Source organism: Aeoliella fuhlenseeensis (assembly GCF_052161615.1).
Lineage (GTDB): Bacteria > Planctomycetota > Planctomycetia > Pirellulales > Lacipirellulaceae > Aeoliella.
The window spans coordinates 5,650,666-5,672,262 of sequence record NZ_CP197417.1 but is presented as its reverse complement, the minus strand read 5'-3'; the positions used below and the strand labels follow the sequence as shown (position 1 = coordinate 5,672,262).

Below are 21,597 nucleotides of genomic sequence, written 5' to 3'. Positions count from 1 at the left end.
TTAGTCATGCCGAATCCTGGAAACTGCTTCAATCAAAAGCGATTGCGTCAGCTCACGCTCGAGCAGTGCAGCTCCTCGCTTAACGAGGCTGACATGCAAGAGTTGTCCACTATATTGGCCGCTTCGGCGGAGGCTCGCGCCGACTACTCGCGTTTCATGATCCTGCATTCGGAGTTGCAGGGTTTCGGAGAAGATGCTGCGACCCACCACTTGCGGTCCAGCTTGGCAACATTCGTTGAGGAGCACTCGAATGTAAACTCAAGCCGCATGCAGAACTATTTGCGGCTGGCAGTTGCCGCATCGTTGTTATTGGCTTTTTTCGGGGCCAGTTACGCATGGCTGGAGTCCGGCAAGAACCAGCATCTCGCGGCAACCGGAGGCTCTAATCCCATCGCCCCGTCGCCCATTCTTGCTACGATTACTCCTTTAGTATCGCATGCCAATTGGTCGCTCGGTCGTCCCGATGGAGTGAATCAGAAGGAGATCCAGCAGGGCGACATGGTCTGGGCCAAAGAGGGCGTGCTTGAGTTACGCCTTGTCAACAACACAGCCATCGTCCTCGAATCGCCCGTGATGATGCAAGTGGTTTCCGTCGACCGAGTCCGCGTCATGGACGGTGGGATTAAGGTGGATGTTCCAGAGGGAGCTGAGGGCTTCACCGTCGAATCGGACGTAGCCGAAGTTGTTGACCAGGGAACATCCTTCTCGGTGCGAGTGGACGATGGCGATACGGACGTGATCGTGTTCGATGGCAAGGTCGATCTAAATACTAAATCTCAGTCGTCCAAGCTAACACAGGACAACAAGAAAGTAACGAGACGTTTCTCCGCTGGCGAAGCGGTACGTGTAGCAAGCGATGGAACTCTCTCGCGAGTAGTTCAGGTGCAGCAGTCGCAACTTGGCGATAGCCACACGGGAGAAGAATTTGAGCCGTTGATAAGCTCTGTGACGGACAACATAGAACGCGAAGACTTCTATCGCTATTACGAAATTGTCCCACGCGGCTTCGGGGAGGATGCTTCGGCGTACGTTGACCGTCACCATCAGTGGAACGGTCGAAGTATCAGCGACCCCATACCAGATCAATTGATTGGAGCTGATTACTTTAGGACGTTCAACGACGACAGGATGCGGAGCGATTACCACGTCAATATCACACTTACTGCGCCAGCACGATTGTATATCCTGCTTGATCTGCGCAATGAGGTGCCTGACTGGATTCGCAAAGAGTTCATTCAGACCAGCAGCTATATCGGTATCGATGAGGGATGGACGGAGGAAAGGCGACTTGGAAATCAGACGACTGATGTGGGTTCGGGAAAGAGCATCGACAATCGAGCGGGGATTTTTTACAAAGATGTGCTTAAGCCTGGCGTTGTTCAATTAGGTGCCGTACCGAGGCATGGCGACGCCAACATGTACGGTGTTGCAGCCGTCCCGCTGCAATCTGCTCTGGCTCAAGAGCCGCTACCAATGGGACCAGGTTTATCGGCGCAACTTTGGGGACTTCCCGATCCTGTCGGAGAAGTGAGTGTTGAGCGGGTACCATCGTTTGCTGATCTTACGGTTGCTTCGCCATCATCCACCGACCGTGGATCACCAGAGTTCAGCAGCGCTTTCAAAGTTGCTCTTGGAGGAGGAGAGTATTCGCCCCATGTCAAGACAAAGGTCGTTGACGGGACGTTCCCACAGTTGAGCGACGGACTACTGTCACGGAATGATGACGACCTTGAAAGAAATGCGTGGTACGATCGTGAAGGGCGATTCTACCTCGATCTAAGGTCGCCAACCGAAGTGAGGGAGATCGCCGCTTTCTCGTGGCACCGAAGCGCCCGCGCTCCCCAGTTTTTTAGTGTTTGGGGTTCAAACGAACCACAGATGCCCTCGACAACTTTCTATAACGGCGATGATGCGGTAAAAGCGGGATGGAAGCTGCTCGGCGTTGTTGATAGCCGTAATCTCGGCTACGGTGGAGTTCATGCCAGTGTCGTGCGGGGGAAAGAGGGCTCTTTGGGAACGTACCGTCACTTGCTGTGGGTCGTCGAAAGGTTGGGGAGGCAAGGCACCTTCTTTACAGAAATCGACGTGCACGGTGAGTAGCCACCAGAGGCACGTCACCCTTCTTGCCATTTAGTCCCGCGCAGGCGATGACGACTGCGCATGCGGCTTTGTAGTGCGAAGCGTTCAACGTGTGTCTTGACATTAGTCCCGCTGCGCCCGAGTCAACTTCTCTGCCCACTCACCATCGCCAGCGGCTTCACCAGTCACTCGGCTACAAACCCCAGAGCGGTTCGAAGCCGAATACATCCCGGCTGTACGGTGGCGCATTAAAAGTGGCTTCCATCGCTGTCTGCAAACCTTGGACTAACGCGTTTGAAGAAGTGGAACTTGTCCTTCTAATAGACAACATCAGCCGCTTAGGGATTTGCCCCCGATATGCAGTTTATGTTACTGGGTGTTGGCTTAAAGAAAGGCATGTGGGACAGAGACTTGGAATATCGCCCTTCGGGATGTGGTATCCCGATTGAAGTTGATGACGAATTGAGTACTCTTGTCGCGACTTGGCGGCAATGGACTTCAATGCAGCGCAAGGCGCTCACCACAAATGCCTTGGCAATGTTACCCCCCGTCTTCTAGTGGGTACCTTTCTTAAGCGCCGGTTTCGATCTCGCCGTTCTGCTCCGCAGAGTTTGCGTCGAGGGCTTCCTCTTTGCCGCTCTGTCAGCACACATCGCATTCAGACCCTAGTTGGAAGCGATTTACGCCAATTGGCACTTCGGGAATCTAAACCATCGCAAGCATTCTCCGAAATCGTTGGAAGCGTAGAGCTTTCAAGTACTGCAAGTCAACTGTCCGTACTATGTCTCCACGGTGGTGCCAGATGGTCGATTCGGTAAGTGGTTTAGCTTAGGCGACTCGCGCTGCGGTCGTCTGTCGCAAGAACGTCCGGAGTAAGTGTCAGAACCTGCCTTGCACTTCATGACACAACCGACAAAGCGTTGCGGCTGGTCTTGCCTGCCGACGAGGGGTAGATTGAGAGTGTCATACGGTCCCAGCGTTTCGAACGTCTATGCATAGAATTCACATCATCGGCCGCAAGAATCACGGCAAGACAACGTTAGTTGTCGAACTTGTGAGGGAGCTGGTGCGCCGGGGTATCCGCGTTGGTACGGTCAAGCACACACACCACCGCCACGAGCTTGACGTGCCGGGTAAAGATTCTCACCGCCATCGTGAGGCAGGAGCCAGCGTCGTGGGCGTGCTGTCGCGCGGCCTTAGCGCTGTGTTCGTACCTACGAACGACGAATCAGGAGTCGTCGACCGGTACGCGGCTATTGCGTCCACATTCGCCGGGTGTGGCATCGTATTGGTCGAAGGCGATTCGCAAACCACTGCCCCGAAGATCGAGGTATGGCGAGCAGCCGCCGGAGACCGGCCGCTCGCAGAGTCAGATGCATCCATCCTGGCGGTGGTAACCGACGACGAGAACCCATGCAAAATAACCACGCTGACTCGCGCGAACGTCGCGGGGATTGTTGACTGGATCCTTGCTCGGGCTAGCTAGCGCCTGTGCGGCCACTGCTGCCAGACTGTCGCCTTTCACTTGGCATTGCTCTTTTTGATCCCTTTGCTGAACACGGCCAGTGTCGTCTGCTCCTGCCACTTGCGGAACCGGTCTGCGATCGCGACGTAGTCGTTGTGCAAAGGACACGGCGAATTCGAACCGCACCAGTTCGGGCCGAACGGACAGACAACGTTATCGTCCTGCCGTTCGAAGACGTTGGCAATGTCCAATAAACTGATCTCCTTGGGAGCGCGAGCGAGGGCATAACCGCCACCTGGGCCCCGAGAGCCCGTGACCAATCCCGCTTGTGACAACATGGTCAGCAGTTTGGCGACGAGCGTTTGCGGCAAATCCCGCGCAGCAGCGATGTCGCCGGACGAGAGTTGGACACCGTCTGCGTAGACTTCGGCCAGTCGGCTCATCGCCGCGATGGCGGTCTGCGTTGTCTTGCCGTAGCGAATCATGCCTTGCGTCCGTGGGTTAGCGTGACCGACTCTTGATTGGTCAAGATCGGAATCGCCACCCGAAGGGCGACCGTAAACACCATCAAACCGAGCGCCCAAACGCCGATAGTGACTTTCCATTCGGTCAGGCTTGGAAAGTACTCGACCAGCTCGTGAAGCGTTGATGGAACGAATGCAGGAATGATAAGCCCCATGCCCTTTTCGATCCAGACAGCGACAAACGCGAGTACACAGGCTGCGACCAGCATCGGCTTGCTGTCGTACACGCGTGGCGTGAGGAGCATCGCCGCCGAGGTGACCATCATGCCGATCGAAGCCCAGACCCAAGGAACTAGTGCGTTGTGCCCGTGCAGGCCGAAGTAGAGGTACTGAGCCGACGCGATATGGCTGCCGCCGGTATAGAATTCGGTGAACACCTCGGAGACGACCATCAGCAGGCTGATGAGGATCGTCACCCGCATGATGCCAGTAAGCGTGCGTATGGGGGCGTCGGAGATACTGATGCCGCCGACGCGTCGCACGATGAGCATCGCAAGAATGATGAACGCCGGCCCAGATACGAACGCAGAGGCGAGGAACCGAGGCGCCAGCAGCGCCGTATTCCAGAACGGCCGCCCGCCCAATCCGCAGTACAGGAACGCGGTGACGGTGTGGATCGAGATGGCCCAAGCGATCGAAAGGTAAACAAATGGCAGGTACCACACCCTATCGGGGCGCTCTCCTCGGAACTGTTTGTAAAGCAGGTAGCCGGTGATATGCAGGTTGAGTAGCAAGTAGCCGTTCAGCACGATGACATCCCAAGTCAACATTGAAATCGGCCAATTGAATCGGCCAATCCCGGGAATCAAGTGCCAGAAGCGGTCGGGGCGTCCGAGGTCGACCATCACAAACCCGAGGCACATTACGATCGATGCAATTGCGAGGAGCTCGCCGAGGATGACGACTTCGTGCATCTCGTCGTCGTGATAGAGATAGGCGGGGATGACCATCATCACGCCACCCGCCGCTAGGCCGACCATAAAGGTGAAGTTGGCGATGTAGAGGCCCCACGAAACGTGATCGCTCATCCCCGTGACCTGCATTCCATCGCGGACCTGTGTTGCCCACGAATAGACTCCCACAAGGCACAGTGCTGTCAGCAGCGTCATCCAAGCGTAAAAGAACCATGGCCCGTCGGTCGCCAGCTTGGCGGCTCGCCACAGAAACCGTGGGTAGGTGACCGCATGACTTGCGGGTCGGGCGGCATCCATTATGCAATCCCCTTCAGCAAGGTTAATAAGAATCGAGACGGCTTAATGGCCAGCACCGCATGCATCTCTCCTGGTGGCATGGCAACCCACCCGGCTGGACCCAAGGCGTGTGAGCCACCATTGACCTCAAACTCGATCGCGCCATCGAGCACTTGCACCATCGCGGTCTTGGCGGCGCTATGGTCGGTGAGCCGCTGCCCCGCATCCATTGCGAACAGCACAAGCCTCGCTGTGGGCGAGTCGTAGAGCGTCTTCGTTACGGTCGCATCCGGCGATAGATCGATCAAATCGCACAAATTGGCGACGGATGTTTGGTCGGATGGGAACAAGCTGGCAGCCATGGTGTGCCTTAAGTGTCAAAGAAGTAGAAGAACTGCGGTCGCGTCCCAAGCTCTTCCTTGAGGACGAACACCCGCTTTGTACGCAGTACGTATGAGATCTCCGAATTCGGATCGAGCAGGTTGCCAAAGACTCTCGCGCCGGTTGGGCACGCTTCGAGGCACGCTGGAAGTCTTCCCTCGCGAGTGCGGTGCAAGCAGTAGGTGCATTTCTCGACCACGCCTTGCGGTCGAATGCGATTGCTCAAATAGCCCTGATTCGGATTGACCTCGTCGGAGGGCACTTCGGGCTTGGACCAATTGAACCGCCGCGCGTGGTAGGGGCATGCCGCCTCGCAATAGCGACAACCGATGCACCAATTGTAATCTACCACCACCACGCCATCGTCTTCCTTCCAAGTCGCTTCGACCGGGCAGACGTTAACGCAGGGGGGGCGTTCGCACTGCTGGCACTGCACTGGCATGTAGAACTTGTCGGGGTGCGGAACCGGGTGGTCGTAGTCGGCGTTACCGCTCTCTAGGTCGAGGCTCCCCTTATCCATCTCCAGCACACGGATGTACGAGTTACCGCTGGCCCGGTCGTGGTTGTTCTCTTTATGACACGCCTCGGCGCACTTGCGGCAGCCAATGCAGATCGACAGATTAAGCGCGTAGCCGAATTTCACCCCTTTCTGTGGGCGATGGTCCGTAATCGTCACTTCAGCACCATATTCCGCGCGGGTCTCCTCTTCGAGTCGCCGCATCACGGTGTTCAACTCTCCGGGTGCCAGTTCCTTGAAATGCTTCTGTAGAAACTCCGCAGCGGAGGTCTCTTGCGAAGCCCACTCGACGATCGGTGCCATCGCCTTGGCGAACGCCGCCGCGCCAAGTGTCGCTCCCGCCACCTGCAGGGCTGTGCGGCGATCGACCTCGCCGAGGACTGGCAGATTGAATTTTTTCGGGTCGCTCATCGGTGATCCGTTGTGGGGGAACCGCCGCTTGACAAATCGCGAGGGGCGAAGACAGGCATGACTTGCTGGTACTTCGGCGCGTGGGCATCGTGGCAGGCGAGACAGTGATTCCGGACCCTCGGCCCGGCCGACAGGTCCCAGTGCCCTGTCATGCCGCCATGCGCCCCGTTCTCGTAGTCGCGAAACTGCGGACCGTGGCATTGAGCACAAAGCCGCAACGAGTCGGTAAACTCGAGCGCATCGCCGCTGGCGAGCCGCAATTGCGAATAGTCACCTGGGTTGTGACAGGCCACACATGCCAATCCGCCGTGGGCAGTGGTGAGGCCTTGGTGGAACTCTTTGAGCTGGGCGCCGTCTTTTGTTGCGACGTTGGCAGGCCGAGTCGCGTGGCAAGTGGTGCAATTGGCGAGCACTGGGTTGCCGAGGCGGTCGACTTCGCCGGTGGGGATTCCGGGAGTCGGGCATGCCCCGACGATGGTAACCGAGTACGGGTTAGTAAATGTGTCCTGACTGCTGTCGGCCGAAACGACAGGACGGTCCGTATCGGGAGCAGTCGAAACCGCGGCGGCCACAAAGGCAATCCCTGCCGCTAATGCTCCCACGAGCATCACGGACCAAGACACGGCGCCTCGGTGTATGTGGATCATTGCGTGCGGTTCCTACGGGGCAGTTGGCGTTCGTCCCCCCTAATCTATCGGACTTGCCGCCGCATATCAAGAATAAACTACCTTTCATTCTTGATATTCCTTCTGGGCTCCGATATCCTCGTGTAAGGCGCGTTGATTTAGCGATCGCCAACCCAATCTCCATTCCCGAAACGAAGCAGAGAAATGCCCACCAGCGGATTGGTAGTAACCGCCGAGAGACCCGAGGCTCTGCGGTTAATTCTCGAAATGCTCGCCAACGAGCCGGCAGTCGAAGCCGCACAGCCCATTGGCGTGCGTGTTCCACTCGTTGTCGAGACGCCCGACAAGGCCACCGACAAACAAGTTTGGGAATGGTTGCACCAACTTCCTGGTGTCACGGCGGTTGACGTCGCGTTCATCTACTTGGGCGAATCCATTCCACCTGTGTCCCAGCCACTGGAGGCATTCTCGTGAGCACCGCCAAACTTAGCCAAATTGACCGACGCTCCGCCATGAAGGCGGCCGCCATGGCCGCAGCGACCGGGCTCGCCCATTCGTATGCGAGCCGCGCGGGGGCGGCCGTCGACGCACCGCCGCTGCCCGAAAAGCCAGAGATTGCCGGCGTCACGTGGGATAAGGCACCGTGTCGCTTTTGCGGCACCGGTTGCCACGTGCAGGTCGGTGTGCAAAACGGCAAGGTCGTGGCGATTGCTGGCGACCAGCAGGCCGAGGTCAACCGCGGCCTGTTGTGCGTGAAAGGCTACCATGTCGGTGGCATCCTCTACGGTGCTGACCGGCTAACAAAACCGATGCTCAGAGTTGACGGCGAACTACAGCCGATTGAGTGGGACGAGGCAATCGACATCGTTGCCAAGCGGATCCTCGAGGCTGGCCCCAAATTCGGGATGTATCTGTCCGGCCAGTCGACAATCCCTGAGGGGTACGCCGGTTCTAAGCTCATGCGAGCCGGCCTGTCGAGCAACCAGATCGACGCGAACGCACGGCTCTGCATGTCGTCAGCGGTGACTGGCTTCTTGAGTACCTATGGTGTCGACGAGCCGGCGTCTTGCTACGACGACCTCGACGTCTGCGACGCTTTGATTCTCTGGGGAAACAATCCGGCCGAAATGCACCCGGTGCTCTTCAGCCGCGTCATCGACCGCCGAGTGCGTGGCGACCGGGTCGAACTGTTCGATATCGGCACGCGCTGGACTCGCTCGACGGAGCGCGCGGACCACCACCTGTTGATGAAACCGCACGGCGATCTGGCAATTGCCAACTGCGTCGCCCACCTCTTGATCGAGTGGGGCGCGACCGACGAAGACTTCGTGTCGAAGCATTGCAACTTCCGCGCAGACAGGACGCCTAACTCCGCTTGCACGCATGAAGACTATCTCGCAATGATCGCGGAGAAGGGATCGTCCGGTCTGTTTGGCGAGCCGATCGACTTCGACCAGTACAAGCGGCTAGTGTCGCACTACACGCCCGAGCGGACCGCCGAACTGTCGGGCGTCCCGGTCGAGCAGCTGGTAACGCTCGCTAAGCTATTCGCGGACAAGAATCGGCGCATTGTATCGCTGTGGTGCATGGGGATGAACCAGCACACGGCGGGTACGGCGATCAATAATCTGGTGCACGGCATCCATCTGCTCTCCGGGCACTGGGGCAAACCGGGCGACGGACCTAAGTCGCTCACCGGCCAGCCCTCGGCCTGCGGCACCGTGCGGGAGGTCGGGACCCTCTGCCACACGCTCCCCGGAGGTCGCCTAGTGGTGGATGCCGACCACCGCGCCGACACCGAGCAGCGTTGGAACCTCCCTGAGGGGCGGTTGAACCCGGAAATCGGCTTTCATACCGTAAAAATGTTTGAAGAGTTCTGCAAGCCGACCGCCGAAGGGGGCGCGATTAACACCATCTGGGTGCAGGTTACCAACCCTGGTCAGTCGCTCCCCAACACGCAGAAACTCTTCAAGGCGAAAGCCGGGCAGCCCGACAAGTTCCTAATCGTCTCCGAAGTCTATCCAACCGCGACGACCGAGCTGGCTGATCTTGTTCTGCCGTCCGCGATGTGGGTCGAAAAGAATGGCGTCTACGGAAATAGCGAGCGTCGCACGCAGCAGTGGTTCAAAATGGTCGAACCACCGGGCGAGGCACGAGACGATTGCTGGCAGATATTGGCGGTTGCACACCGACTGCTGGAGTTCGGCCATGAGGGCCTCAAAGATCGCGACGGCGAGTGGATTTTCGCCATGCGTGACGACGCCGGTGAAGAAGTCCCCATCTGGGAATGGAACAACTACTACGGTCGAGTCAACGTCGACAAGCGACTTTTCGAAGAATACCGCGAGTTCACGTTCCTCAAGCACAAAAACGTCGCTCCGTATGACCAGCTCGTGTCTCACCGCGGCATGCGCTGGCCGGTGGTCGAGACTGGGAACGGAGGCTTCAAAGAAACCCGCTGGCGGTTCGTAGAAGGGTCCGATGTTTACGTGGAGCCGGGTAAAGGAATTCAGTTTTATCACTCCGTCACGCATGACGACCGGGCACTCATCTGGTTTCGTCCCCACCACGATCCAGCCGAGACTTGCAGTGCCTCTTACCCATTCATGCTCACGACGGGGCGTGTGCTGGAGCACTGGCACACCGGCACGTTGACCCGCCGCGTCAAGCAACTCTCGGGTGCCATGCCCAAAGCGTATTTGGAGATGAACGCCGAAGACGCCCGCGAGATGGGGATCAGCAACGGCGAAGAGGTTGAGCTGCGCACGATTCGCGGCAAGATGCGATTGCCGGTGTGGCTTAATGGGCGGGCCAAGCCGCCGCGGGGTACGGTGTTCGTTCCGTTCTTCGACGAAAACGCGTCGATCAACGATTTGACACTCGACGCGGTCGATCCCTACTCCAAACAGCCCGACTACAAGAAGAGCGCTGCCCGCGTCACGAAGATCGCCGACCTACCTGCCTCGGGAAGTGACGAGGTGCAGCCGTGAGCGAACAAGCGGGAAAGACTGCAACACCTGCAGGTCGTTTCGGACACATGGCCCTAGCGGTGACAATCGGTGTCTCGGTGGCTGGGTTCTTAATCGGCGTTGGCGAGCGACCCGATAAGCGTCGCGTAGGTAGCGCCTCGACTGACCAGCCGAGCCGTTTGGTCAACCAACCACCCGAAGTCGTTGACTACCTCCAAATGACAGAGGTCCATCGGGGGCCGAATGCCAATTGGAAGCAATCGCTCCCTGCATTCCGAAGTGACCCGACTCGGTTTTATGGCGAAATGTCGGCTACAGACTCCATGCGAGCCGCCGCGATCGAGGTGCGCACCGAGCGACGTGCCTTTGCCGGCGCTCCTCCAGTTGTTCCTCATGCGATCGACGAGCGCAACGCGCAGGCGTGCATGGCGTGTCATGGCGAGGGGTTGAAGGTAGGGGCAGTGATCGCTCCGAAGATGAGCCACCATTTTTTGCAAAACTGCACGCAGTGCCACGTGGAAGGGATGCAGGACGCTCGTTGGGCTGTGGCTTCCGTCCCGCCCCCCTCAACATTTGTTGGTCTTTCCGAGCCGGGGCGGGGTGAGAGAGCCGGCCCGGGGGCCCCGCCAACCATTCCGCACGCGTTGTGGATGCGGTCCGACTGCACGACCTGTCACGGCGAACTGGGCAAAGAAGGCCTACGTTCGAGCCACCCGTGGCGTGTGAACTGCACGCAGTGCCACGCCCCCAGTCGCGGATTCGACTGGTTGCCGCTCGAGGCGCCGCCAATGCTTCGAGAGAAAGAAGAACAACAGAAAGAGAAGCCGACCGGCACTATTGCGGGGACTTTCCTTCAATGAGCGCCATTGCGAACACAATCAGTCGTCGGCAGTGGCTCGCCGGCGTGTGGAACCCACCCCCGACGATGTCCCCTGAACCGGTTTCCCAGCTGGCAGGTCAACGAGTCGCTGTTATCCAAGGCCGTCACTGCCTCGCGTACCGGAGCCTTTTTTGTTCGACATGCGTGGAACGGTGTCCAGTCGAAGGGGCGATTGATGTACATGAGGGGATCCCCCAGGTCGTGGCATCGGTTTGCACCGGCTGCGGTGTCTGCCACGACGTTTGCCCAGCCCCCCAGAACGCGGTGCTGATGATCGCTACACCCAAGGCCCCAAATCCATGAGCCACTTTCCCGACTTGTACCAGGCGACAATCGATAACGCCACGCTCACCGAGCTCTTTCGCGATATCGCTGCTCTTGGCATGGATGTCGAAGTGATCCCAAAACAGAACGCACGCGAGCAGGTGGGCGTCGCTTCGATGACACTCACCGAAGCGTATACCGCACTCCGGGAGCAATCCATCCGAGCCACGCAGGTTCGTTACACCCACGCCGGCCAACGTTGGTGCGACACAATCGCGCCTTCGGACAACGGCTGGCGGCTCATCCGAATCAACCTCTCAGAAGCAGCTACCGTATGAGCGAACTACTCGACAATCGCGCCCCCCGCATCGTCGACTGTTTACCCGCAGCCCTGCGATTGGGTTTGCGAAAGTCGCATCGTCGAAAGGATCGATGCCGATGCCCTTCTGGCCCCAGGCGTTTCGCCGGTGGCGAAAGTGCTGTGCGGTGCAAAGTCCCTACCGAAAGATGGTATCCTCGAGGTTAGCGTGGCGTTTCGGCTAATTCCGCTGATCGATACCTTGCAGCAGCAAGGGTACGCGACCTTTTGTCGGGAAACCTCCGATGCCTCTATTGAACTGTTCGTGAGCGTCGTCCTAGCGGAATGAAGGCCCGCAGCGGTCCTCAGATACTTTGAAGGCTCCGCCGCATCACGATCCAAACAACACTTGCAGATTGTCGAATCCGCAGGCGGGATAGTTGGCGTAAACAGGAGTTGACCCTTCCCGCAAGGACCAACTGGAAGTCTGGGACAACAGCGATTCCATGAAGACCTCCAATTCCATGCGAGCGAGCGGCGCTCCGGGACAAACGTGAATCCCCGCACCATAAAGCAAATTCTCTGCGCTATCTCGATCAAAACGCACCTCGCTAGCGTCCTCAAACACTTCCTCATCGCGGTTCGCGGAAATCCAGTGAAGAGTCACTCGTTCCCCAGCACCAATGTCTTGCCCTCCCAAGTTCACTGGGCATCGGGTCACGCGACGATTGGAGAACAGGGGATTGTGAACACGCAGCATTTCGTCGATCGCACTGGGCAGCTTCGCGAGATTGTCGCGTAAGAATCGTTGATGATCGGGATGAAGGGCTAGATGGTGCAACAGGATGCTGATCGAAGCCGATATAGTACCGATCTCGCCAACGGTCCAGTTGCGAAGGATGCTGGAAATCTCTTCATGGCTAAGTGGCCGCTCGTAGACCCGTTCACCCATTAGCATGCGCGTCACATCGGTGGAATGCGTCGTGGAGTCATCGGCTCGTTGATCCAGTTGACTGTCCACGATCGCCTCGAACTCATTCGCCAGCCGTGATAGCTGCTCCCGGTCCCCGTCACGGTTGGCCATCGTGTTGCGCTGTGTCCAATCGATCAAAGTATGGTGCAAGTCTTCTGGCCATCCCAGAAATGCGCATTGCACCTGCCCGGCGAAACGTGTTGCCAGTTGCGACACCACCTCGACGCCTGCACTTGCTCGTACGGCGTCGCTGACCAGTCTGTCGGAGATTGTGCGGCACGTTGGCGTAAAGGCACGCACCCGATCATAGGAAAAGTATGCCTCGATCATCTGTCGGTAAATGGTGTGTTCGGGCGGGTCCATGCCATTGGGAACCGACAAGTGCTCCGACACGGCATTGCTAAAGCTTTCATGATCCTCAAGCACTCGCTTCACATCCGCATGCCGAAAAATCGACCAGCCCAGTTCTTGGCTGTACGCCACCGGACAGCGACGCCGCATCTCGTCGTGCGCGAGCACCTGATTAGGAGTGCAGAGGTCCGTTTTCGGATTCCAATGTGGTGTCACGTTACCTGCCACGATGATCCTTTCTTATTGATGGAACACGCTGCTCGGGGAGTCTTAGAGCCAACCACAAGCGTTTCATTGGTTATTCTTTCTGGACAGCGGGGCTCGCAATAGTAGCTACGAATCTCGACCGATCGGCGCATCAAATAGTGGTCGTTAGCGCTGCGCGCTCATGCTGGGTGTACACTGCGAGCCTAGCAGGTGCTTGACGTCACCACGCGATGAACCCGGTACGGAGCAAGAAAGCCGTCTTCGATCCCTTGCCGCAAGCTGTAGGTGTAGATGGGATTGCCGAAATAGCTGTAGGTGTCTCGGCTGTCATCGCGAAGCGGTGTTGCCGTCATGCCAAACTTGGCCGCCCCGGTGAAGTAGTCGAGGATTTCACGCCAACTGCTTTCCGCTCTTGCACTCCCGCGGTGGCATTCGTCGATGATGATCAGATCGAAGAAGTCAGGCGCGTACTCTTTATAAAGCCCTGGGCGTCTTTCGTCCTCGGCGAGCGACTGATAGATCGCGAAGTACATTTCGCGACTCTTGATGACTTCGCCGTTCTCGATTTTGTGGCGAGCATCGCCAAACGGCGTGAAGGTCTTATCCTTGGGATCGTCGATCAGAATGTTACGATCCGCCAAGTAGAGGATGCGAGGCCGACGGTTGGGGTCACCCCTGCGATTCCACTTCGCGTTCCAAAGCTTGTAGCAAATCTGAAAGGCGACAACGGTCTTGCCGGTTCCTGTCGCCATCGTCACCAGGACGCGATCGCGCCCTTGCACGAGGGCCTGCACAACGCGATTGATCGCAATCTCTTGGTAGTAGCGAGGCACCTTGCCGGGCTGAATATAACTCCCTTCGAGAAGCTTCTCTACCTCAGTGTCGCCGAGACGGTCAGCTTGCTTGATCCGCTCGAACAACTGTGCCGGGGTGGGAAACTCCGCGAGCGCAGATTCCTGTCCCGTTGCAAAATCGAATTCGATGATGCCATCGCCATTGGTTGAATAGGCAAAACGCAAACCCAAGGCTTCGGCGTAGTCTTTGGCTTGACCCAAACCATCGCCGGCGTGCTTGTACTTGCTCTTGGCTTCGACGACGGCAATGGCATAGTCGCGCGTGTAGCGGAGAAGATAATCAACACGCTTCTTCTCGCCGCGCCGCGTCTTCGCATCACCGGTAAGAGCCGCACGACGATCACCAAGCATATTCGCTCTGGGAAGTTGTCTTGCGAAGAAGACGAGCAGGGGAACATGGGAGGCGGCGTCGTGCCGATGCGGCTCTCGCGGGCCGCCTACAAGAAGATCGTCACCGGCGAAGGAGTGGTATTCCCCGGCCTTCCGCTCGCTGGGCAATACGACGAAGGTTTGAGCCGCTATTCCTATGGCGGCGTGCGGATGTAGTTCGTTTTCCTTCACCATTTGGAGCATCGCCATGAGCGATCGAGATTTTGAGTCGGCTCCTGATCTAAGCCGCGAGTTTGACGAAGCGGATTCCATGGAGATCCCGGATATCGCTTACGACTTCGACGCGGCCAGTTGGGAGCCGACCGAGGAACCTGATTTCCCGAAGCCATCGGAGAAGCACCTGACCCTCGATTTCACCCCTGGCGGGTACTTGGAATACGAGGTCCACTCGGAGCTTGACGAGCGGGCGAGGCGGCAGATCCGCTACCAGCAGCAGCAAAGCGAAGAGCCTGAGAACGGTTTTACGACGCTCAGCAATGAGTGGGACGCACTCGCCCAACGAGAGTATGAAAAGTGGCAGGGTCAAGACCGGGAGACGCGCACCCTGGAAGAAGAACTGAACGGGAACGACTGGAACGGCGAGTTCGGTAGGACACAAGATCGGGGCCACGATAATTGGGAGCACGACTGGTAGGCCGCTACGCGTCGCGACCATCAACACTGTCCAAATCTATCTCTCGCATTTGAAGGGCCATATGCCATGCAAACGGCACAGGAAGATTTAGCTAGCTGTCTGCGGCAGCACGACGACTTAGAGTTGCGCATTATCGAACTGGCAACGGCGCGGGTCAAACAACTCCGCAGCGAACTGACCGACGCCGAGGCAGTGGTAGAAAGATTCTCGGGTTCGGGGACTGCGAAGGCTTCCAAGCGGCAAAAAACTTCGAAGACGGCCTCGAGCGCTCAGTCGGTGACCAAGCCCATCATCGAAGAGCTTGTGCGAAGGTTCGTTACGGACAATCCCGGGATCACGACCGAGGAAACCTGGGAACTTGTTAGCGATCAGTTGCGACAGGATGGCTACAGCCGCAGTTGCGCAAAGATGATTTTCAATCGGGTGTACCCGGAGGTGGTCCTTCTGAAGACCTTTTAGCAAAAACCGGTCATATTTATTACGGATCTCAAGAAGCGGAACGACAGTGTTATACTAGTGTTATACTGGAGCAGAACATGGCACGCCGCACTCGCAAGTTGTCAGACGCATCGGCCGATTCGATGCAATTTATTACGAAGGCTCGGCTAGCGAAGATGCTCGTACTCTCCGTACGCAGCATTGATCGACTGAAGAGCAGTGGAGCCGTTCCAGAGCCGTATTATATAGGCCGGTCCGTTCGCTGGAGCCTCGACGAGATTAATGCCTGGATTCAGAATAGATGTCGTAACGGCAAACACAATTAGCAACCATAGGCATAGGCATGGCCTCACTTCACCGCGTCATGATCGCTCGCGTGCTCCCCGAGGGAGCAGATATTGTCGTTCGCAACGGTCAGAAGTTCTATCGCAAGAAGGTCAACGGCCGCTCGGCACTTCTGCCGCTGATGCCCGGAGAGAAGAAATACCGGGACTTCTCTCGGAAGTGGTACATCAAGTACAAGGACGCCCACGGCGAGTGGCAACGCGTCCCCGGCTATTCTGACAAGGAAGCTACCGCCCAACTTGCGGCAGAGTTGGAACGCAAAGCCGAGCAGATTCAATCCGGTCTGGCTGACCCGCATGAGTCGGGAAAACTGCGGCCACTGAGCGAACATCTGGGGGAGTTTCGATTGTGCCTCCAAGGCTCTTCGAACTCCGACAAGCACGTCTCTCAAACTTGCGCCCGGATCACGCGGTTGCTCACTGGCTGCGAGTTTGAACGGTGGGTGGATATTACCCCATCGGAAGTCGTCAAGTGGTTAGCCACGGAGCGAGAGGCGAAGCGGATGGGTGCCAAAACCAGCAACTATTACTTGGCGGCCATCAAACAATTTTGCACTTGGCTGGAAGAGAGTGGGCATGTTCCCAAGAATCGCAACCCGCTGTCTCACTTGGGGGCCATTAACGCAGACACCGACAAGCGATGGGAACGCCGTGCGATTTCCCCAGATGAGTTTACCCGGTTGGTAGCCGCTGCCGAAAACGGACCCGAAATCCAATGCGTATCGGGACCCGACCGAGCAATGCTTTACGTATTAGCGGCATGGACTGGGTACCGCCGAGGCGAGTTGGCTTCCCTGACCCGAAAGTCGCTTCAGCTTCAAAGCGATCCAGCTACCGTGAAAGTGCGGGCGGGATACAGCAAGCGGCGTAAGAATGACGTGGTACCGCTCCATCCTGAAGTGGCCGAGCGCCTGCGGCAATGGCTCGCCACAAAGTCTGAAGACCGCGACGCTCCTCTGTTTGCCCTCAAGGCAGCTAAGGGGGCATTACGACGCACCGCGAAGATGATGCGGCTTGACTTGGAGCGGGCTCGAAAGGTCTGGATCGAGGAAGCGAAGCAACCGGCTGAACGCGAGCGTCGCGAGGAGTCAGACTTCTTGCAGTACCAAAATGAGGAGGGTCTCTACGCCGACTTCCACGCCAACCGCCATACCTTCATCACCAATCTCGCCCTGGCTGGCGTCCACCCCAAGATCGCCCAAAGCATTGCTCGGCATAGCGACGTGAACCTCACCATGGGCATCTACAGCCATGTCGAGGTGGCCAAGCAATCGGAGGCCATCAATACCCTGGCAGGACCCGTCCAGAGAACCCCGGCGGCCGGAGCCGCGGACATCCCCAATCCGACCCCAGTCGATTCCGCAGCTGAAAGTGTTGTACAAGGAGTTGTACAAACATTTGGCTTTGAGTGTCTTTGCATGGCTTCGGCTGTCGCCGAGCCCTCGGCCGAACCTTCCGGTGAGCGCAAACAAAAACCCTTGCCAGAGCAAGGGTTAGCGTCGATTTGTCGTCATCTGACGGGGGATGACGCAAGTAGCGGAGGAGGGATTCGAACCCCCGACACGCGGATTATGATTCCGCTGCTCTAACCGACTGAGCTACTCCGCCGAGTGGTTTGCGGGTCTGGGAAGCCGCCTACGGGAGACTTCCAGCAGGACACGCCGGATGGCTGGGGGTTCACCCCGGCCAGACCCTTAATTTAAACATTCTGGGGGTCATCGGCAAGTCGGGCCAGAAAGCTTTAGCGCAAGTGTTTCACGTGAAACATTCTTGCCTAGAAGTAATATTCACCTGAACAGGTGGGAGCAAAAAGTAGCCCGCCTCGCGAACGTGCGCAAAGCGGGCTCTAGGGACTGGTTTCCGTTTCGATTTGCGTCGTGTCCTTTCGGGGTTGGAGAAAGCCGATCGTGGTCCGAGAGAATCCAGGCAACCGAGCAAGCAGCCGGCGACACTTTTCCGAGAGTCATTCGCCCGATGTTGGGCATGGCGAACGAGGGCCCTTGGGCACCTCGAGGTTCGCAGTGGGAAACTTCGGAGTCTTCCGCGTAGCAGTGCCAGTTGGCGTGAATCTCACCTCACCCAAAACAAGTTGAAGAAGCGGTAAACGAGATAGAAGAGGATTGGCGTTTTGAGTCTCCTTGTCTGATGAATTGCAAAGAGGGCCTCGATTCGCATCGCTGTGAGATGCAAATCACAACACAAGTAGGTTTATCAAATCGTGGATGGGGGCTGCAAAGCAATTTCGAAGAAAATGAAACGCTGCCAAAAGATTTCGCGCGACAAAGTTCGCCCTGCGACGGTTGTGCCGAGCTTACTGGCTTACGCGCCGCTCGAACCGAGTCCGAGACGCTGATCGCGATCAAAACCGCGCGAAACTTCTTCGACCCAATCACGATGTTCGGCGTACCACGCCACGGTTTCGCGAAGTCCTTCTTCCAACTTCACGCGGGGCAACCAACAGAGTTCGCGCCGGAGCTTGCTTGCGTCGAGTGCGTAGCGCCAGTCGTGTCCCGGGCGATCGGCGACGTGGGTGATTCGCTCGCGCGAAGTGTTCGCCGCGCGGCCTTGCAGTTCGTCGGCGATGTCGGCGATGGACTGGATCATTTCGAGGTTGGTTCGCTCGCAGTCGCCGCCGATGCAGTAGGTCTCGCCAATCTCACCGCGGCGCACGATGAGCTCTAGCGCAGCGGTGTGGTCGGACACGTGTAGCCAGTCGCGGACCTGATGGCCCGAACCGTAAACCGGAAGCGCGCGGCCATCGAGCGCGTTGAGCGCCATCAGTGGCACCAGCTTCTCAGGGTGCTGGTAGGGACCGTAGTTGTTCGAGCTGTTGGTGAGGATCGTGGGCAGGCCGTACGTTTGATGATAAGCCCGCACCAAATGATCGGACGCGGCTTTGGAGGCGGCGTAAGGAGAGTTCGGGCGATACGGCGATTCCTCGTCGAACGTTCCCACCGCGGCGAGCGCGCCGAATACTTCGTCGGTCGAGACGTGAACGAAGCGAAACTTTTCTCGGTCCACTTGCGAGAGCGACTGCCAGTGGCGGAGCGTGGCGCCCAGGAGCGTGAACGTGCCGACGATGTTGGTCTCGACGAACTTTCGCGGACCATCGATCGAGCGATCAACATGCGACTCGGCGGCGAGGTGGACGATCGCCCGCGGTTGATGCTGGGCGAGTAGCTTTGCAACAAGATCGGTGTCGGCGATATCGCCTTGGACGAAAGTGTGCCGCGGGTTGCCGATGACTTCGTCGAGCGTTCGCTGGCTGGCGGCGTAGGTCAGCAGGTCGAGCGTGACGACATTCCAATCGCCGGCGACGACGAGTTGCCGCACCAGGCAACTGCCGATAAACCCTGCTCCGCCGGTGACCAAGATGGTGTCCATAGCCCTCCATTTTAGATAGCGACGCGAAGCGGTGCTACGCGATAATCCGCGGCCATTCGCGAGCTTGGCACTTACCGGTTACACTGGGGAATTCTAGCCCTCAACTCCTCCAATGCCGGGACAATTCAGCGTGCCGATCAGTACGTTCACAAGACGGTTTCTGCGTCGCGGCATGGCGTGGTGGTGGGTGATCGCGCTGGTGGCGGTTGCGGGGGGGACGCTGGTTGTGTTTGCGGACTGGTTCCAAGCCGCGCCCCAAGACGCCCTGGCGAACGCGACTTTTGTCGGTCGCGAGTCGTGTATCGAGTGCCACCAAGCCGAGCATCAAAGCTTCATGGGCTCGCACCACGATCGTTCGATGGAGCTCGCGACGGACGAATCGGTCGAGGGCGATTTCAACGACGCGGTGTTCGAGCGGCTCGGTGTGACTACGCGGTTCTTTCGGCGTGGCAAGGAGTTCTGGGTGAACACCGAAGGGGCGGACGGAAAGAACCACGACTACCAGATCAAGTACACGTTCGGCGTCGATCCGCTGCAGCAGTACATGGTCGAGTTTCCCGATGGTCGGGTGCAGGTGCTGCGAGAGAGTTGGGACCCGCACAAGAAGCGGTGGTTCTACGTCCCTCCGCCCGACGCCCCCGACGTTCGACTGCCACCCGACGATCCGACGCACTGGACGGGGCTCGCGCAGAACTGGAACACGACGTGCGCGGAGTGCCACTCGACGAATCTGAAGAAGAACTACGACCTCGCGACCAACACCTACGACACGACGTTTTCGGAGATTGACGTCAGCTGCGAAGCGTGTCATGGGCCGGGGAGTTTGCACGTCGAGCTCGCCAATAGTCGTTCGCTGTTTTGGGACCGTCGTCATGGTTATGGGCTGGCGCGGCTAAAGTCGGCCGATGCGACGCCGCAGCTTGATACGTGTGCCCAGTGCCACTCGCGGCGCGCGGAGATTCATCCGAACTTCCGTCCTGGCCAGCCGTTTCTCGATTACTTCAGTCCATCGCTGCTTCACGAAGGGTTGTACCACGCGGATGGTCAGATACTCGACGAGGTGTTCGAGCACGGCTCGTTCCTGCAAAGCCGAATGCATCGCGAGGGGATTCGTTGCAGCGATTGCCACGACCCTCATTCGCTCGAACTGAAGTTCGAAGGCAACGCCCTGTGCGCGCAGTGCCACGTGCCGGCGAAGTACGACACGCCGGCGCATCACCACCACGTGGTCGGCACGCCGGGGGCGTCGTGCGTCGAGTGCCACATGCCCGAGAGTTACTACATGGTGGTCGATCCGCGTCGCGACCACAGCATTCGCGTGCCGCGGCCGGATCTGGCAGTAGAGCTCGGGACGCCCAACGCGTGCAACCGTTGCCACACCAAGGCCGAGGAGTCGGCGGAGTGGGCGGCGGCCAAAGTCGTAGAGTGGTATGGCACCAAGCGCCCCGACGATCCGCACTGGGCGCACGCGATTGCAGGGGGACGCAAGACGGATCCGTCGTCGGTGCCCACGATCATCGAAACTATCGAGCGACACAACACGCCGGCGATCGTGAGGGCCACGCTATGCGAACTATTGGGACAGTTCGCCACGCCCGAGGCCGAGAAGACACTCGTCGAATGCATGGCAGCGCCCGAAGCGATAGTGCGGCAGGCGGCCGTGACGGCGGTGCCGATTACGGAGCCCGAACACGTGAACTCGCGGCTGCTCGTGATGCTCGACGATCCAGTTCGAACTGTCCGCATCGCGGCGGCACTGCGACTGCTTGAGCTGCCACCCCGGGCGTTTCCCAAGGGGATTCCTGCCGCACTGCGGGCAGCGATCGAAGAGTTCAAGCAGCAGTTGCACATGACCGACGAGCGAGCCGCCTCGCACATTCAGCTCTCGCAGCTTGCCATGTGGTCGGGCAACGTACCGCTAGCGATCAAGGAACTCGACACGGCGATGCGGCTAGAGTCGTACCTGACGGGGACTCGCTCGGAGCTCGCGCATTTGCTGTCTGCTATGCCCGGCAACGAGGATCGTGTGCGTAAGCTTCGCGAAGAGGAAGCCGAATTGTTGAAGCGCGACGTCGGACTTCTGCCGCAAAGTGGCGACGTACGTTACCGACTCGGCATGGTTCACTACCTGCTCGACGACCTCAACGAGTCGGAGAAGCGGCTGTCCGAGGCGTGCGAGCTGGAGCCTCAGAATTTCATGTTCTGGCTGGATCTCGCGTACCTGCAGCAGGAGCAGTACAACCGCGGCGAGGAAGGTGCGTTCGATCGCGCCCTGGTGACGCTCAAGAAGCTCAAAGAGCTCGACCGCGATCGGGACGATGCCGATCGGATTCTCCGCGAGCTGGTTCAAGTTCGCACGGAGCGCGAGAAGAAGTCCGCTGCCGATGCTAGCAAGGACGAGTAGTCGCGAACAACGAG

19 protein-coding genes, 1 tRNA gene and 3 pseudogenes are annotated in these 21,597 nt (G+C 58.4%); 13 read left to right on the top strand and 10 right to left on the bottom strand.

Translation table 11 applies throughout. The features are described 5' to 3' along the window. Window positions 1–6: 6 nt before the first annotated feature. Both SH292x_RS22375 and mobB read left to right on the top strand, forming a co-directional pair. A complete protein-coding gene (locus tag SH292x_RS22375) occupies window positions 7–2,100 on the top strand; it encodes a FecR family protein (protein WP_442483243.1) in 2,094 nt (697 codons plus the stop codon). Between the two features lie 970 nt (window positions 2,101–3,070). After that, entirely contained in the window at window positions 3,071–3,565 is a 495-nt protein-coding gene (mobB, locus tag SH292x_RS22370) for a molybdopterin-guanine dinucleotide biosynthesis protein B (protein ID WP_442483242.1), read from the top strand. A gap of 35 nt (window positions 3,566–3,600) precedes the next feature. Here mobB and SH292x_RS22365 read toward each other — a convergent pair whose 3' ends face one another. From SH292x_RS22365 to SH292x_RS22345, 5 genes are read right to left on the bottom strand one after another with little or no spacing between them, the layout of a single operon-like run. Then, window positions 3,601–4,029, bottom strand: a complete 429-nt coding sequence (locus tag SH292x_RS22365) for an RrF2 family transcriptional regulator (RefSeq protein ID WP_442483241.1) — start codon at window positions 4,027–4,029, stop codon at window positions 3,601–3,603. Continuing rightward, a complete protein-coding gene (gene dsrP, locus SH292x_RS22360; RefSeq protein WP_442483240.1) occupies window positions 4,026–5,279 on the bottom strand; it encodes a sulfate reduction electron transfer complex DsrMKJOP subunit DsrP in 1,254 nt (417 codons plus the stop codon). The genes SH292x_RS22365 and dsrP overlap by 4 nt, the downstream gene beginning before the upstream one ends. Next, on the bottom strand, window positions 5,279–5,620 hold the full coding sequence (locus SH292x_RS22355; RefSeq protein WP_442483239.1) for a cupin domain-containing protein: 342 nt from the start codon (window positions 5,618–5,620) through the stop codon (window positions 5,279–5,281). The genes dsrP and SH292x_RS22355 overlap by 1 nt, the downstream gene beginning before the upstream one ends. 8 nt (window positions 5,621–5,628) lie before the next feature. Continuing rightward, window positions 5,629–6,567: a 4Fe-4S dicluster domain-containing protein gene (locus SH292x_RS22350; protein WP_442483238.1), complete on the bottom strand. Its 939-nt coding sequence runs from the start codon at window positions 6,565–6,567 to the stop codon at window positions 5,629–5,631. Further along, on the bottom strand, window positions 6,564–7,190 hold the full coding sequence (locus SH292x_RS22345; protein ID WP_442483237.1) for a cytochrome c3 family protein: 627 nt from the start codon (window positions 7,188–7,190) through the stop codon (window positions 6,564–6,566). Before SH292x_RS22345 ends, SH292x_RS22350 begins: the two co-directional genes overlap by 4 nt. A gap of 207 nt (window positions 7,191–7,397) precedes the next feature. Here SH292x_RS22345 and SH292x_RS22340 point away from each other — a divergent pair, with 207 nt between their 5' ends. After that, window positions 7,398–7,667, top strand: coding sequence for a hypothetical protein (locus SH292x_RS22340; RefSeq protein ID WP_442483236.1), 270 nt, complete (start codon window positions 7,398–7,400; stop codon window positions 7,665–7,667). Continuing rightward, window positions 7,664–10,183 carry a molybdopterin-dependent oxidoreductase gene (locus SH292x_RS22335; RefSeq protein ID WP_442483235.1) on the top strand — a complete coding sequence of 840 codons (2,520 nt, stop codon included), beginning with the start codon at window positions 7,664–7,666 and terminating at the stop codon, window positions 10,181–10,183. The genes SH292x_RS22340 and SH292x_RS22335 overlap by 4 nt, the downstream gene beginning before the upstream one ends. Before the next feature lie 89 nt (window positions 10,184–10,272). Here the strand turns inward: SH292x_RS22335 and SH292x_RS22330 are convergent, their stop codons facing one another. Beyond that, the gene (locus SH292x_RS22330; RefSeq protein ID WP_442485890.1) at window positions 10,273–10,395 is read right to left on the bottom strand and encodes a hypothetical protein; all 123 of its coding nucleotides are present in this window, start codon (window positions 10,393–10,395) and stop codon (window positions 10,273–10,275) included. Here SH292x_RS22330 and SH292x_RS22325 point away from each other — a divergent pair. The 4 genes and pseudogenes from SH292x_RS22325 to SH292x_RS22310 form a co-directional block, all read left to right on the top strand. Beyond that, window positions 10,381–10,692, top strand: a pseudogene (locus tag SH292x_RS22325) (nitrate reductase cytochrome c-type subunit); the annotation flags it as partial. The gene SH292x_RS22330 and the pseudogene SH292x_RS22325 sit on opposite strands and share 15 nt — an antisense overlap. 120 nt (window positions 10,693–10,812) lie before the next feature. Beyond that, entirely contained in the window at window positions 10,813–11,022 is a 210-nt protein-coding gene (locus tag SH292x_RS22320) for a hypothetical protein (protein ID WP_442485889.1), read from the top strand. Beyond that, on the top strand, window positions 11,019–11,345 hold the full coding sequence (locus tag SH292x_RS22315; RefSeq protein ID WP_442483234.1) for a 4Fe-4S dicluster domain-containing protein: 327 nt from the start codon (window positions 11,019–11,021) through the stop codon (window positions 11,343–11,345). Before SH292x_RS22320 ends, SH292x_RS22315 begins: the two co-directional genes overlap by 4 nt. Further along, on the top strand, window positions 11,342–11,644 hold the full coding sequence (locus SH292x_RS22310; protein ID WP_442483233.1) for a hypothetical protein: 303 nt from the start codon (window positions 11,342–11,344) through the stop codon (window positions 11,642–11,644). The genes SH292x_RS22315 and SH292x_RS22310 overlap by 4 nt, the downstream gene beginning before the upstream one ends. 351 nt (window positions 11,645–11,995) lie before the next feature. Here SH292x_RS22310 and SH292x_RS22305 read toward each other — a convergent pair whose 3' ends face one another. Next, window positions 11,996–13,156 (bottom strand): cytochrome P450, encoded by a 1,161-nt coding sequence (locus tag SH292x_RS22305; protein WP_442483232.1) that lies wholly within the window; start codon window positions 13,154–13,156, stop codon window positions 11,996–11,998. A gap of 191 nt (window positions 13,157–13,347) precedes the next feature. After that, window positions 13,348–14,310 (bottom strand): annotated as a pseudogene (locus SH292x_RS22300) (DEAD/DEAH box helicase family protein); the annotation flags it as partial. A 75-nt stretch (window positions 14,311–14,385) separates the two neighbouring features. On the opposite strand from SH292x_RS22300, the gene SH292x_RS22295 reads away from it, so the two are divergent. The 4 genes and pseudogenes from SH292x_RS22295 to SH292x_RS22280 form a co-directional block, all read left to right on the top strand. Beyond that, complete coding sequence (locus SH292x_RS22295; protein ID WP_442483231.1) at window positions 14,386–14,535, top strand: hypothetical protein; 150 nt, start codon at window positions 14,386–14,388, stop codon at window positions 14,533–14,535. Between the two features lie 31 nt (window positions 14,536–14,566). Beyond that, on the top strand, window positions 14,567–15,013 hold the full coding sequence (locus tag SH292x_RS22290) for a hypothetical protein (RefSeq protein WP_442483230.1): 447 nt from the start codon (window positions 14,567–14,569) through the stop codon (window positions 15,011–15,013). Window positions 15,014–15,079: 66 nt separating this feature from the next. Further along, the gene (locus SH292x_RS22285; protein WP_442483229.1) at window positions 15,080–15,472 is read left to right on the top strand and encodes a hypothetical protein; all 393 of its coding nucleotides are present in this window, start codon (window positions 15,080–15,082) and stop codon (window positions 15,470–15,472) included. A 322-nt stretch (window positions 15,473–15,794) separates the two neighbouring features. Next, window positions 15,795–16,994: pseudogene (locus SH292x_RS22280) on the top strand (tyrosine-type recombinase/integrase); the annotation flags it as partial. Between the two features lie 335 nt (window positions 16,995–17,329). Here SH292x_RS22280 and SH292x_RS22275 read toward each other — a convergent pair. Further along, a tRNA-Met gene (locus tag SH292x_RS22275) sits at window positions 17,330–17,403 on the bottom strand. 711 nt (window positions 17,404–18,114) lie between these two features. Then, window positions 18,115–19,179, bottom strand: coding sequence for a dTDP-glucose 4,6-dehydratase (gene rfbB / locus SH292x_RS22270; RefSeq protein ID WP_442483228.1), 1,065 nt, complete (start codon window positions 19,177–19,179; stop codon window positions 18,115–18,117). 112 nt (window positions 19,180–19,291) lie between these two features. On the opposite strand from rfbB, the gene SH292x_RS22265 reads away from it, so the two are divergent. Further along, a complete protein-coding gene (locus tag SH292x_RS22265) occupies window positions 19,292–21,583 on the top strand; it encodes a HEAT repeat domain-containing protein (RefSeq protein WP_442483227.1) in 2,292 nt (763 codons plus the stop codon). Window positions 21,584–21,597 lie beyond the last annotated feature (14 nt).